This window comes from Serratia montpellierensis (assembly GCF_020858655.1).
In the GTDB taxonomy this organism is placed as follows: Bacteria; Pseudomonadota; Gammaproteobacteria; order Enterobacterales; family Enterobacteriaceae; genus Serratia; species Serratia montpellierensis.
This window is the reverse complement of the sequence record NZ_VOSN01000021.1, coordinates 65,571-79,057: the sequence shown is the minus strand read 5'-3', so window position 1 is coordinate 79,057 and position 13,487 is coordinate 65,571. Positions and strand designations below refer to the sequence as shown.

Below are 13,487 nucleotides of genomic sequence, written 5' to 3'. Positions count from 1 at the left end.
GTATCCGGCAAGGCCAAAAACAGAGAATGACGTGATGGATATCGTATTTATTGAAGAGCTTACCGTAATTACCACCATTGGCGTTTATGAGTGGGAACAGGGCATTCGTCAGAAGCTGGTGTTCGATATCGAAATGGGCTGGGATAACCGGCCGGCCGCCGCCAGCGACGACGTAACTGACTGTCTGAGCTATGCCGACGTCAGCGACGCCGTGATCCAGCACGTGGAGTCGAACCGTTTTGCGCTGGTGGAGCGGGTGGCAGAGGAAATATCTGAAATTTTGCTTCAGCGCTTCAATTCCCCCTGGGTCCGTATTAAGGTCAGCAAACCGGGCGCTGTAGCACATGCCAATCGGGTCGGCGTGATCATTGAGCGCGGCACTCGTCCCGCATGATTTTATGTCATCTGCTTGCAACGAAAGACCGTTAACCTGGTCTTAATCCTGAGAATTGTTTTAGCGGCATTGTCTTTAAGCACTGCCGCTTTTTTATGTGATAGCCGTTATTTTATAGGGTGAGCGAAGCACATGGCTGACATGCATTCACTGTTTATTGCGTTTGTTCTTGGGGTTGTCGAAGGGTTAACCGAATTTCTGCCGGTGTCTTCCACCGGGCATATGATTATCGTTGGCGAGTGGCTGGGCTTTACCGGCGACAAAGCCAAAACCTTTGAAGTCATCATCCAACTGGGGTCGATCCTGGCCGTCGTTGTGATGTTCTGGCGCCGGCTGTTCGGCCTGATCGGCATCCATTTCGGCGGCAAGCCGGTGGAGCACGAGGGCAAAACCAGCGGTCAGCTGAAGCTGGGGCACATTCTGCTGGCGATGATCCCGGCGGTGGTGCTGGGCCTGGCCTTCCATGATTTCATCAAGTCGCTGTTCGCGCCGAAAAACGTGATGTACGCGTTGGTGGTCGGCGGCCTGCTGTTGCTGGCGGCGGAATGGCTGAAGCCGAAGAAACCGAGCGCGGAAGGGCTGGATGACATCACCTACCGCCAGGCGTTCATGATCGGCTGCTTCCAGTGTCTGGCGTTGTGGCCGGGCTTCTCCCGTTCGGGTTCCACTATCGCCGGCGGCATGCTGGTGGGCGTGAACCGCTATGCGGCGTCCGAGTTCTCCTTCATTTTGGCTGTGCCGATGATGATTGGCGCCAGCGGCCTGGATCTGTACAAGAGCCTGCACTTCCTGACCTGGGGCGATCTGCCGATGTTTGCCGTCGGTTTCATTACAGCCTTCGTGGTGGCGCTGATTGCAATCAAGACCTTCCTGTCGCTGATCAAACGCATCTCGTTCGTGCCGTTCGCCATCTACCGCTTTATCGTGGCAGCCGTGGTTTATATGGTATTCCTGTAAGCCCGATACCAAGAAAAAACCCCGCTCTGCGGGGTTTTTTTATGCCTGATCCTTGATAATCGTTTGGCTGAGCTTCCAGTCGGCCAGCGCCTGCTGGCGACGGCGTTTGAGCTCGTCGCGGATCGCGGTGCCCTGCAGCCCGCTGGCCACCACTTCTTTAATCGATACCGCGTTCGCCACCTGATATGCCTGGCGCAGATAGTCGCCCTGCGGATAAGGATTCTCCTCAAAGCCGGTGCGTCCGCGCGCGTCTGCTTCGCTGGTCAGGATCATCTGCTCCAGCCTCTGGGGTTTGCGCCAGACATCGATGGCGTCGAACAGCTTCAGCAGGGTCTCCGGCCGCAGCTTGTTCACGGTGTGGATCAAATCATGGTACTCGGCCACCAGCTTGCTCAGGTCGCGCACCGGGTTGGGCACCCGCAGCCGCTGGCACAGCGCCTCGACCAGCTGCACGCCCGCCGGGCCGTGGCCGTGGTGATGCGGCCAGAACTCTTTTGGCGTCAATCCTTTGCCAAGATCGTGGCACAACGTGGCGAAGCGCACGTCCACCTCCGGCGTGAGGCGGGCGGCAATCGCCAGCGCCATCAGCGTGTGTACGCCGGTGTCGATCTCCGGGTGCCACTTGGCGGGGGCCGGTACGCCGAACAGCGCGTCGATTTCCGGGAACAGCACCGCCAGCGCATCGCAGTCGCGCAACACCTGAAAATAGACCTGCGGGCTCTGGCTTTGCAGCGCCTTTTCGGTTTCCTTCCAGACGCGTTCGGCGGTCAGCGCAGCCAGTTCACCGCCGTGCGCCATCTGGCGCATCAGCGCGAGCGTTTCGTCGGCGATGTGAAAACCCAGGTGGGCGAAGCGAGCGGCGAAGCGGGCCACGCGCAGTACGCGCAGCGGATCTTCGCCGAAAGCGTCGGAAACGTGGCGCAGCACGCGCGCCTGCAGGTCGGCCACGCCGCCGTATGGGTCAATCAGCTCCCCTTTGGCGGAGCGGGCGATGGCGTTGATGGTCAGATCGCGCCGCAGCAGATCTTCTTCCAGCGTCACGTCCGGCGCGGCATAGCAGGTAAAACCGGTGTACCCCTGGCCGGATTTGCGCTCGGTGCGCGCCAGCGCGTACTCCTCATGAGAATCGGGGTTGAGGAACACCGGGAAATCTTTGCCGACCTGCTGATAGCCCAATGCCAGCAGCTCCGCCGGCGTGGCGCCCACCACCACCCAATCATGATCGACCACCGGGATGTTGAGCAGGCTGTCGCGAACGGCGCCGCCGACCAGATAAATCTGCACTGTTGACTCCTGAATATCGTGTAAGGCTCTGTCTATCAGATTACATGAATTGGCCGCGGGATGTCGGCACCAATGAAAAGGGCGCCCGCAGGCGCCCATACTCAAACTGAACGATACTGAGATCAGTTCATCCAGCGATTGTTGTTCTTGCGGCGCGGGATCAGGTGCGGCAACAGCAGGCCCAGCAGCAAACCGACGCCGGCAACGCCGCCGCCGTACATGAACCACTGCAGAATAATGGTGCGCTGCTTGTCGTCGAGCTGCAGGTTAACGGCGTTGACCTTCTTCTGCGCGACCACCAGCTGGTTTTTCAGATCCTGGTTTTCCTTCTGCAGGCTGCTGATGGTGCTGTCGCTGCCCGCGACTTTCTCCTGCATTTCCGAGGTGCGCTGGTTCCAGGTGTTGTCGATGTTGGCCAGCTTGTCGGTCAGGGTTTTCACCTGCTGTTCCAGCTCGGGCACGCGAGTGCGCAGGCTTGGCGTCTGGCTGAGCTGGTCGAGCGGGATCCAGGTGGTGCGGCCTTTCGGATCGCGGATCTGGCCGTAGTTGGTGCTGTCGTTGACGCTCAGCAGGGTGACTTCTTCACCGGCGTTCAGAGTGCCGACAATACGGTACTGATTACCTGGGCCGCTATGGACGTAAGTGCTTAACTCATCGGAGATATAGCGTTTATCTTCGGCATGTGCGGCCCAAGTGATGCTGAAGCTCAGCGCGGCAAGGCAAATCAGGCGTAATTTCTGCATTAGTTCATCGTTTCTGGGTGAATTTATGGAACGATAGTAGAGCGTTCAGTCTGACGACGCAACGCCAAAACCGGAATGAGAACTATCTTACTGTGGCTAATTCTGTGAGTTGCGCAGCGTTTTATAACGTAACAGGTTTTTTCTACAGTTAGCAGGGTTAAGGCGCCGGGAATCGCGGTAAGATAACGGCAACTGTGCGTCATTGGGCAGCATACGGCGGGCCGAGCGCGCCGTGCTGAAACAGACGTGAATGCGTAACTTATTGGTGTTAAAGAATTATGACCGTTGAAATTGAATTGAAATTTATCGCCGCGCCGCAAGCGGTGGCCGCTTTGCCGCAATGGCTTGCCGCCTGGCCGCATCAGCATTCCGCGCCGCAAAAGCTGACCAACATTTACTTCGAAACGGCCGACAACGTCCTGCGCCGTCACGATATGGGGCTGCGCATTCGCGGTTTCGACGATCGTTATGAGATGACCATCAAAACCGCCGGTAAAGTGGTGGGCGGCCTGCACCAGCGTCCGGAATACAACGTCGCTATTACCGAACCGCAGCTGGCGCTGGCACAGTTTCCTGCCGACATCTGGCCGCAGGATTGCGATATCGCGGCGCTGCAGCAGGCGTTGCAACCGCTGTTCCGTACCGATTTCGTGCGCGAGAAGTGGGTGGTTACTTACGGCCAAAGCGAGATCGAGATTGGCCTGGACCAGGGTGAGGTGCGCGCCGGCGACCTCAGCGAAGCCCTGAGTGAGATAGAGCTGGAACTGCTGAACGGCAATACCGCCGATCTGCTGGCATTAGCCGGTGAGTTGGCGGCTCATGACGGGTTGCGTCAGGGCAGCCTGAGCAAGGCGGCGCGTGGTTACCACCTGGCGCAGGGCAATCCGCCGCGCGAGGTGCGCTCGCTGCAGGTGCTGAAGCCGGCGGCGAAGGCGACCGTGGAGCAGGGGATGATCGCCGCCTTCGAACTGGCGCTGAGCCACTGGCAATACCACGAGGAGCTGTGGCTGCGCGGCGACGCGCAGGCGCGCGGGGCGGTCATCGAAGCGGTCGGCACGATCCGCCAGGCGCTGGTGATCTTCGGCGGCCTGGTGCCGCGCAAGGCCAGCGCCGATCTGCGCGCCCGCCTGACCGAGCTCGAACCGCTGTTGGCGGACAAAGCTGCGCAACCAGAGACCCTGTGCTATAGCGCCACCTACCTGCAATGTAAGTTAGCGCTCACATCATGGCTGGTGAGCGGCGCCTGGCGGCCGTTTATCGACGCCAAAGGGCAGGCCAAGCTGGACGGTTCTTTCAAACGCTTCAGCGACATCATGCTGGGGCGCAGCGGTGCGGAGCTGAAAGAAGCCTTCAGCCGTATGCTGAACGAAGACGAATATCTGGAACAATTGCCGCGCCTGACGCGTCAGATTTCGGCGCTGGTCCTGCTGTCGGGCGCCTACCCCGACGAGCAGACCGGGCCTTATATCGAGGCCTGGCGCGAACTGCAGGCGGCGCTGAGCGAGCGCCGCCAGGGCTGGTATGAAGCCAGCCGTAAACAGGCCTTATCGCATGCGCCATTCTGGTTAAACGGCGCGCTTCGTTAATCCAGCCGGCCCGCCAGCCGTGGGCCGCAGAACGGGTCATACACTATGTCGCCACTTTCAGCCGCGTTACAGGCTCAGGCACAGCAGGTTGTGCAGCGTTTTCAGGAAGTTCACGGCGTGGACAGCGTCTTTAACGAACAGGAGCAGTGGGTGCTGGCGTCGAGCGACTTCGTCAGCGACGCGCTGCTTGCCCAGCCGGCCTGGCTGGCGACGCTGCGCGAACAGCCGCCGACGCCCGGCGAGTGGCAACACTACGCCGCCTGGCTGCAGGACGAGCTGGAAGAGGTGCGTGATGAGGCGCAGCTGATGCGCACGCTGCGTCTGTTTCGCCGCGAAACGCTGGTGCGCATCGCCTGGGCGCAGGCGCAGGGGCTGTGTTCGACCGAAGAAACGCTGCTGCAGCTGAGCGGATTGGCGGAGACGCTGATCGTCAGCGCGCGCGACTGGCTGTACCAAACCTGTTGCCGCGAGTGGGGCACGCCGTGCAACGCCGCCGGTGAACCGCAGCCGCTGTTGATCCTCGGCATGGGCAAGCTGGGCGGCGGCGAGCTGAACTTCTCGTCGGATATCGATCTGATCTTCGCCTACCCGGAAAACGGCCAGACCCAAGGCGGACGGCGCGAGCTGGACAACGCCCAGTTCTTCACCCGTCTCGGCCAGCGGCTGATCAAGGCGCTGGATCAGCCGACCATCGACGGTTTTGTCTATCGCGTCGACATGCGGCTGCGGCCGTTCGGCGACAGCGGCCCGTTGGTGATGAGTTTCGCGGCGCTGGAAGATTATTATCAGGAGCAGGGGCGCGACTGGGAGCGCTATGCGATGGTGAAGGCGCGCCTGATGGGCGGGGCGGAAGACGCCTACAGCCAGGAGCTGCGCAAAACGCTGCGGCCGTTCGTGTTCCGCCGCTATATCGATTTCAGCGTCATCCAGTCGCTGCGCAACATGAAGGGCATGATCGCCCGTGAAGTGCGGCGTCGCGGCCTGAAGGACAACATCAAACTGGGCGCTGGCGGCATTCGCGAAATCGAATTCATTACCCAGGTATTCCAACTGATCCGCGGCGGCCGCGAGCCGGCGCTGCAGGGGCGTTCGCTGCTGCCGACGCTGCAGGCGGTGGGTGAACTGGGGCTGCTGGAGGCCGAGCAGGTGCGGGCGCTGAGCGCCGCCTACCTGTTCCTGCGGCGGCTGGAGAATCTGCTGCAGGCGATCGGCGATCAGCAAACCCAGACGTTGCCGCAGGATGCGCTCGATCAGGCGCGGCTGGCCTACGGCATGGGGCTGGCGGATTGGGCGGCGCTGATGGCGGCGTTGGACGCACACATGCAGGCGGTGCGTGCGGTGTTCGACGACCTGATCGGCGACGATAGCCCGGATGTCGGCGAAGATCCCGACTATCAGCACTACCACAGCCTGTGGCAGGACGCGCTGGAGGAAAACGAGCTGGCGCCGCTGACGCCGCACCTCGATGAAGAGGGGCGCCGACAGATGCTGCGCACCATCGCCGATTTCCGCCATGACGTCGACAAACGCACCATCGGCCCGCGCGGCCGCGACGTGCTCGATCAGCTGATGCCGCGCCTGCTGGCGGAGGTGTGCCCGCGGCAGGACGCGCCGACCGCGCTGGTGCGGCTGGCGCAGCTGCTGCTGAGCATTGTCACCCGTACCACCTACCTCGAGCTGCTGGTGGAGTATCACGCGGCGCTCAGCCATCTGATCCGCCTGTGCGCCGCGTCGCCGATGGTCGCCAACCAGCTGTCGCGTTACCCGCTGTTGCTGGACGAACTGCTGGATCCGGCCACGCTTTATCAGCCGGTGGCGCTGGACGCCTACCGCAGCGAGCTGCGTCAGTACCTGCTGCGGGTGCCGGAAGACGACGAAGAGCAAAAGCTGGAGGCGCTGCGCCAGTTCAAGCAGGCGCAGCAGCTGCGCATCGCCGCGGCGGATATCGCCGGCGCGCTGCCGGTGATGAAAGTGAGCGACCACCTGACTTATCTGGCGGAGGCGATCATCGACGCGGTGGTGCAGCAGGCCTGGAGCGACATGGTGGCGCGCTACGGCCAGCCGACCCATCTGCAGGAGCGCGAAGGGCGCGGTTTTGCGGTGATCGGCTACGGCAAGCTGGGCGGCTGGGAGCTGGGTTACAGTTCCGATCTCGATCTGGTATTCCTGCTGGATTGCCCGCCGGAGGTGATGACCGACGGCGAGCGCTGCATCGACGGCCGTCAGTTCTACCTGCGGTTGGCGCAGCGGGTGATGCATCTGTTCAGCACCCGCACCTCCTCCGGTATTTTGTATGAGGTGGACGCCCGCCTGCGGCCTTCCGGCGCCGCGGGGATGCTGGTCAGCACCGTCGAGGCGTTCGCCGACTACCAGCAAAACGAAGCCTGGACCTGGGAGCATCAGGCCCTGGTGCGCGCGCGCATCGTGCATGGCGATCCGGCGCTGCATCAGCAGTTCGACGCGATCCGGCGCGAGATCCTGTGCAAGACGCGCGATGCGGAGATCCTGAAGCGCGAAGTGCGCGAGATGCGTGAAAAGATGCGCAATCATCTCGGCAACAAGCAGCGCGATCTGTTTGATATCAAAACCGATGAGGGCGGCATTACCGACATCGAATTTATCGCCCAATATCTGGTCTTACGCTATGCGCCGGGTGAACCGCGGCTGACGCGTTGGTCGGACAACGTGCGCATCTTCGAGCTGATGGCCAATTACGACATCATGCCGGAAGAGGAGGCGCGCGCGCTGACCCAGGCCTATGTCACCATGCGCGACGAGATCCACCATCTGGCGCTGCAGGAGCATTCCGGCAAGGTCGGCAGCGGGCTGTTCGCCGCCGAGCGCGATCAGGTGCGCGTTAGCTGGGCCAAATGGCTGGATTGATACCTTTTTGCGGGTATTCCGGCGGTCTGTGGTAATATCTGCGCCACTAAAATTTTGTACTTTTTTGGAGTTATCGGATGAAAGTTACGCTGCCTGATTTTCGCCGCGCCGGTGTGCTGGTGGTCGGTGACGTCATGTTGGATCGCTATTGGTATGGGCCGACCAGCCGCATTTCACCGGAAGCCCCGGTGCCGGTGGTCAAGGTCGATACCATCGAAGAGCGTCCCGGCGGCGCGGCTAACGTAGCGATGAACATCGCTTCGCTGGGCGCCACTTCCCGCTTGGTGGGCCTGACCGGCATTGACGATGCGGCGCGGGCGCTGAGCGCCAAGCTGAATGAAGTCAACGTGCGCTGCGATTTCGTCTCGGTGCCGACCCATCCGACCATCACCAAGCTGCGCGTGCTGTCGCGCAACCAGCAGCTGATCCGTCTCGACTTCGAAGAAGGCTTCTCCAACGTCGATCCGCAGCCGATGCTGGAGCGCATTCAGCAGGCGCTGCCGCAGATCGGGGCGTTGGTGCTGTCCGATTACGCCAAGGGCGCGCTCAGCCAGGTGCAGGGCATGATCCAATTGGCGCGCGCCGCCAAGGTGCCGGTGCTGATCGATCCGAAAGGCTCCGATTTCGAGCGCTATCGCGGCGCGACGCTGCTGACGCCGAACCTGTCCGAGTTCGAAGCGGTGGTGGGCCACTGCAAGGATGAAGCCGAACTGGTGGAACGCGGCATGAAGCTGGTGGCGGATTTCGAGCTGTCGGCGCTGCTGGTCACCCGTTCAGAACACGGTATGACGCTGCTGCAGCCGGGCGTTGAACCGCTGCACTTGCCGACCCAGGCGCAGGAAGTATTTGATGTGACCGGCGCCGGCGACACCGTGATCGGCGTGCTGGCCGCCTCGCTGGCCGCCGGTAACTCGCTGGAAGAGTCCTGTTTCCTGGCCAACGCCGCCGCCGGCGTGGTGGTGGGCAAGCTAGGTACCTCCACCGTGTCGCCTATCGAGCTGGAAAACGCGGTGCGCGGCCGGGCCGAAACCGGTTTTGGCGTGATGACCGAAGCGCAGTTGAAAAACGCCGTGGCGCAGGCGCGTCAACGTGGCGAGAAAGTGGTGATGACCAACGGCATCTTCGACATTTTGCATGCCGGCCACGTCTCTTATCTGGCCAACGCCCGCAAGCTGGGCGATCGCCTGATCGTGGCGGTGAACAGCGATGCGTCGACCAAGCGCCTGAAAGGGGAAACACGCCCGGTCAACGCGCTGGAGAATCGCATGATCGTGCTGGGCGCGCTGGAAGCGGTGGATTGGGTGGTGCCGTTCGAAGAGGACACGCCGCAGCGCTTGATCGCCGACATTCTGCCGGATCTGCTGGTGAAAGGCGGCGATTACAAACCGGAAGAGATTGCCGGCAGTGCGGAAGTGTGGGCCAACGGCGGCGATGTCAAAGTGCTGAACTTTGAAGACGGCCTGTCGACCACCAACATCATCAAAGCGATCAAAGACGGGCGCGGCTAACGCTGGGCGACGTAAAGAACAAGGGCGCGCGGTGCGCGCCCTTGGCGGGAATTACTCGTCTTCCTGCTTGGCCGCCGGCACCGCGCTCAGCTTGCTTTCCAGCTCGGCCATGCGCTGTTCCAACAGCGCCAGCTTCTCGCGGGTGCGCAGCAGCACCTGAGTCTGCACGTCGAACTCTTCGCGGTTAACCAAATCCAGGCGGGTCAGCTGCGACTGCAGGACCTGACGGATTTTTTTCTCAACGTCTTCCCCGAATTCACGAACGCCTTTAGGCATGGACTCATGAACCTGGCGTGCGATTTGTTCAATTTTTTTCGGGTCAATCATGGCGTATCCCTTTCAGAGTTTAATAGCTGCCGCTAGTGTAATGCGAGTTGCCCGCCGGATAAACCATTAAGCGCATTCGCCGCGCGTGGCCGAATTGTGCTTTTGCCAATTGCCCTGCCTACCCATTAGCGTTATAGTCATCCTGCTTATTCTCAGGGCGGGGTGAAAGTCCCCACCGGCGGTAAATCACCTTCTACGGTGAAAGCCCGCGAGCGCTCAGGCAGCCTGTCAGGGCCGGTTAGAGGTCAGCAGATCCGGTGTAATTCCGGGGCCGACGGTTATAGTCCGGATGGGAGAGAGTAACGGTATCTGCCGGGCATGCGCCCGCTTGCGTTATTTTTTTAGCTATTGCTAGCTACTCCTCAAGATCGCCCTGGTTCTGGTAATCCATAATTTTTAATGAGGTTTTTTACCATGAATCAGACGCTACTTTCAGACTTCGGCACGCCGACAGAACGCGTTGAACGCGCGATTGACGCACTGCGCAACGGGCGCGGCGTAATGGTGCTCGATGATGAAAACCGTGAAAACGAAGGTGATATGATCTTCGCCGCGGAAACCATGACCGTTGAGCAGATGGCGCTGACCATTCGCCACGGCAGCGGTATCGTGTGCTTGTGCATCACCGAAGAACGCCGTCAGCAGCTTGAACTGCCGATGATGGTGACCAATAACTCCAGCCAGTTCCAGACCGCCTTTACCGTGACCATCGAAGCGGCGCAGGGCGTGACCACCGGGGTTTCCGCTTCCGATCGCCTGACCACCATCCGCGCGGCGGTGGCAGACAGCGCCAAGCCGAGCGACCTGAACCGTCCGGGCCACGTGTTCCCGCTGCGTGCGCAGCCGGGCGGCGTGCTGAGCCGTCGCGGCCACACCGAAGCGACCATCGATCTGGTTTCCATGGCCGGTTTTAAACCTGCCGGCGTGCTGTGTGAACTGACCAACGACGATGGCAGCATGGCGCATGCGCCGGAAGTGATTACCTTCGCCAAACAGCACGACATGGTGGTGCTGACCATCGAAGATCTGGTGGCCTACCGCCAGGCGCACGAGAAAAAAGCCAGCTGATAGCCAGCCGCTTTCAACGATAAAAAAGCCGCGTTACGCGGCTTTTTTTGTGGCTACCGTTTTGACAGGCGTTCGCCGATGCGGCTGGCGTAATTCATCACGTGGAAAGTGTAGTTCTCTTCTACCGTACCCTGGAACAGATGGGCCCAGGGGCCGATGGCGTAGATGCCGAGATCTTCCCCGCCATGCGTCTCGCTTTTCAGCGGCACCAGCGCCGGCTGAATAAAGTCGGGCGCGGTGGCCTGCTCCATGGTCAATGTCGGGCGTTCGGCCAGCGGGATTGTGCCGCCGGGGCCATTGGCGAAGCCGACGGTGGTGTAAGGCTTGCCGTCGCTGCCCAGCCGTGGTTTGCCGTCGACGCCGACGGAAATGCCGAGGATAGGATTGCCCCGCTTGGCATAGCCGGCGATGGTCAACGTGTGGCTGTGATCGCCGGTCACGATCACCAGGGTTTCGTCCAGATTGACCTTGTCGACGATGGTTTTCACCGCCTCGTTCAGGGCGACCGCGTCGCTCAGCGTACGGTAGGCGTTACCGTTGTGGCTGCCGTGATCGATGCGTCCACCCTCCACCAGCAGCAGGTAGCCTTCGGGGTTCTTGGCCAGAATATCGATGGCCTTGCCGGTCATCTCTGCCAGTGAAGGTTCTCCCGCCGCGTCTTGCCGCCGATCGTGCTCGAAGTTCATGTGTGATGGTTCGAACAGGGCCAACAGGTGGTCGACCTTACCCGGCTCGATTTTATCGAACTGCGCCTGATTCCATACGTATTGCCCACGCTCGCCGTAGCGCTGCAGCCAGGCCTGCGTCAGATCGCGGCCATCCTTTCTGGCGCCTGTTTTGGCGGGATATTCCGGATCGCTCACGCTGTCGGGCAGGAAGTTGGCGCGCCCACCGCCCATCGCCACGTTCAGCCCGTTGCCGTACTTCATTTCCACCAGCTGGCGCGCGATGTCGCGGCAGCCTGCGGCCAGAGCATCTGCCGGCATTTTGGCGTCGGATTCCCAGTCGCGGTTGGCGATATGGGCATAGGTAGCGCCCGGCGTGGCGTGGGTGATGGTCGCGGTCGTCACGGCGCCGGTGGCCATGCCGAGCGTTGCGGCCATCTCCCACAGCGTGGTGACGCCCTTGGTTTGCTGGTCCTCGCAATTGTTGAGGGTAGCCGTATGGTTGAGGCCCATCAGGTCGTTGATGGTTTTGACGCCGGTGGTCATCGCCACCGCGCTGGGCGCAGAGTCGGTGATTTGGGCGTCGGCGGAGTAGGTTTTGGCCGCCGCCAGATAGGGGAAGGCCTCCCAGGCCAGCACGTTGGACTCACCGTCCACGCCGCGCTGCTGCCCTTCAAAAATGCGGGCGGCGGTCACGGTGGAAAATCCCATGCCGTCGCCGACCACCAGAATGACGTTTTTGGCACGGTTGGTGTTTGGCGTCTGCTTCAGCCGCTGTTGCAGCTGGGCTTGCGCCTGAAGGAAGTAAGGGTCTTCGCGCTGCGTCAGCGGCGCGTTGTCCACCGCGTCGGCGGCGACTGCCCCCGTGGCGAACAAGGTCATGGAAAGCGCCAGGCGGGTTGCCAGTGTGAGTCTGAACATGAATTCCTCCTTGGTGAGACGTGATTCCCGTAGCGCCGACGGGCTGCCAACACCCTGTCGACTGAAGGAGGAGTGTATAGATTGTGTTAACAAAAAGTACATAAATTGTTCACAAATTAGATCTGTGTGGCAGTAATGCCATGGTATTCACGTTGATTATTAATTATTTGAAAAATATGCATTTTTTAACTTTTTGTTTGCCAGCCTATTTTTTCGGCTTTTATTTCAAATTTATTGAATATCTTCATCACGGTTATCCGGCTGTGTTGCTGCGTCAAAGCGCGTAATGTAACGCCATAGCACAATTTGAACTAAGGATCCCCCTATGAACACCTCTCGTATGCCTGCACTGTTTCTTGGCCACGGTAGCCCGATGAACGTGCTGGAAGACAACCGTTACACCCGGGCATGGCGTGCGTTGGGTGAGTCATTGCCGCGTCCGAAGGCGATCGTGGCGGTTTCCGCGCATTGGTACACCCGCGGCACTGCGGTCACCGCGATGGAAAAACCCAAAACCATTCACGACTTCGGCGGGTTCCCGCAGGCGCTGTTTGATACCCGCTATCCGGCGCCGGGCTCTCCCGCGCTGGCCACGCAGCTGCAGCAAATCCTGGCGCCGGTGCCGGTAACGGCGGATCTCGGTGAGTGGGGGTTGGATCACGGTACCTGGGGCGTCTTGATCAAGATGTATCCCAATGCCGATATCCCGGTGGTGCAGCTCAGCGTCGACGGCACGCAGCCGGCAGCCTATCACTATGAACTGGGCCGCAAACTCGCTGCGCTGCGCGATGAGGGCGTGATGATCGTCGCCAGCGGCAACGTGGTGCACAACCTGCGCATGGTGAAATGGCAGGGCGATACCAGCGCTTACCCGTGGGCGGAATCGTTCAATAACTTTGTCCGGGATAACCTGCGCTATCGGGGCGACAACCACCCGCTGGTGGATTTCATGCGCCATGAGGGCGCGGCGTTGTCGAATCCGACGCCGGAGCATTATCTGCCGTTGCTGTACGTGCTCGGCGGCTGGGATGGAAAAGAAGCCATCAGCGTGCCGATCGACGGTATCGAAATGGGGGCGCTGAGCATGCTGTCGGTGCAGGTAGGGTAAAGAAAAAACGCCGGTCAGAGACTGTAATGCTTGTCAGTTAGCA

General features: G+C 60.8%; 11 protein-coding genes and 1 riboswitch. Of the genes, 7 read left to right on the top strand and 4 right to left on the bottom strand.

Annotated elements, in window-relative coordinates:
* Positions 1 to 34 precede the first annotated feature (34 nt).
* Positions 35 to 394: a bifunctional dihydroneopterin aldolase/7,8-dihydroneopterin epimerase gene (gene folB / locus FUU19_RS21000; protein WP_004937203.1), complete on the top strand. Its 360-nt coding sequence runs from the start codon at positions 35 to 37 to the stop codon at positions 392 to 394.
* 132 nt (positions 395 to 526) lie between these two features.
* Positions 527 to 1,351 carry an undecaprenyl-diphosphate phosphatase gene (gene bacA, locus FUU19_RS20995; RefSeq protein WP_025160107.1) on the top strand — a complete coding sequence of 275 codons (825 nt, stop codon included), beginning with the start codon at positions 527 to 529 and terminating at the stop codon, positions 1,349 to 1,351.
* Between the two features lie 39 nt (positions 1,352 to 1,390).
* On the opposite strand, the gene FUU19_RS20990 is transcribed toward bacA, so the two are convergent.
* Together FUU19_RS20990 and FUU19_RS20985 are read right to left on the bottom strand one after the other, a co-directional pair.
* Positions 1,391 to 2,635 (bottom strand): multifunctional CCA addition/repair protein, encoded by a 1,245-nt coding sequence (locus tag FUU19_RS20990; RefSeq protein ID WP_230489649.1) that lies wholly within the window; start codon positions 2,633 to 2,635, stop codon positions 1,391 to 1,393.
* A gap of 122 nt (positions 2,636 to 2,757) precedes the next feature.
* On the bottom strand, positions 2,758 to 3,378 hold the full coding sequence (locus tag FUU19_RS20985; protein ID WP_019453078.1) for a TIGR04211 family SH3 domain-containing protein: 621 nt from the start codon (positions 3,376 to 3,378) through the stop codon (positions 2,758 to 2,760).
* A gap of 278 nt (positions 3,379 to 3,656) precedes the next feature.
* On the opposite strand from FUU19_RS20985, the gene FUU19_RS20980 reads away from it, so the two are divergent.
* The 3 genes from FUU19_RS20980 to hldE all read left to right on the top strand — a co-directional run bounded on the left by FUU19_RS20980 (position 3,657) and on the right by hldE (position 9,355).
* Complete coding sequence (locus tag FUU19_RS20980) at positions 3,657 to 4,964, top strand: CYTH domain-containing protein (protein WP_202670290.1); 1,308 nt, start codon at positions 3,657 to 3,659, stop codon at positions 4,962 to 4,964.
* A 45-nt stretch (positions 4,965 to 5,009) separates the two neighbouring features.
* Positions 5,010 to 7,847 carry a bifunctional [glutamate--ammonia ligase]-adenylyl-L-tyrosine phosphorylase/[glutamate--ammonia-ligase] adenylyltransferase gene (gene glnE / locus FUU19_RS20975; protein WP_230489648.1) on the top strand — a complete coding sequence of 946 codons (2,838 nt, stop codon included), beginning with the start codon at positions 5,010 to 5,012 and terminating at the stop codon, positions 7,845 to 7,847.
* Between the two features lie 77 nt (positions 7,848 to 7,924).
* On the top strand, positions 7,925 to 9,355 hold the full coding sequence (gene hldE, locus FUU19_RS20970; RefSeq protein ID WP_141972510.1) for a bifunctional D-glycero-beta-D-manno-heptose-7-phosphate kinase/D-glycero-beta-D-manno-heptose 1-phosphate adenylyltransferase HldE: 1,431 nt from the start codon (positions 7,925 to 7,927) through the stop codon (positions 9,353 to 9,355).
* A 51-nt stretch (positions 9,356 to 9,406) separates the two neighbouring features.
* On the opposite strand, the gene ubiK is transcribed toward hldE, so the two are convergent.
* Positions 9,407 to 9,682, bottom strand: coding sequence for a ubiquinone biosynthesis accessory factor UbiK (ubiK, locus tag FUU19_RS20965; RefSeq protein WP_141972512.1), 276 nt, complete (start codon positions 9,680 to 9,682; stop codon positions 9,407 to 9,409).
* Between the two features lie 144 nt (positions 9,683 to 9,826).
* Positions 9,827 to 9,987, top strand: a riboswitch (FMN riboswitch).
* 109 nt (positions 9,988 to 10,096) lie between these two features.
* Here ubiK and ribB point away from each other — a divergent pair.
* Positions 10,097 to 10,750, top strand: a complete 654-nt coding sequence (ribB, locus tag FUU19_RS20960) for a 3,4-dihydroxy-2-butanone-4-phosphate synthase (protein ID WP_004937218.1) — start codon at positions 10,097 to 10,099, stop codon at positions 10,748 to 10,750.
* 53 nt (positions 10,751 to 10,803) lie between these two features.
* Here the strand turns inward: ribB and FUU19_RS20955 are convergent, their stop codons facing one another.
* Positions 10,804 to 12,336: an alkaline phosphatase gene (locus FUU19_RS20955; protein WP_230489647.1), complete on the bottom strand. Its 1,533-nt coding sequence runs from the start codon at positions 12,334 to 12,336 to the stop codon at positions 10,804 to 10,806.
* A 325-nt stretch (positions 12,337 to 12,661) separates the two neighbouring features.
* Here FUU19_RS20955 and ygiD point away from each other — a divergent pair, with 325 nt between their 5' ends.
* Positions 12,662 to 13,444: a 4,5-DOPA-extradiol-dioxygenase gene (gene ygiD / locus FUU19_RS20950; protein ID WP_230489646.1), complete on the top strand. Its 783-nt coding sequence runs from the start codon at positions 12,662 to 12,664 to the stop codon at positions 13,442 to 13,444.
* Positions 13,445 to 13,487 lie beyond the last annotated feature (43 nt).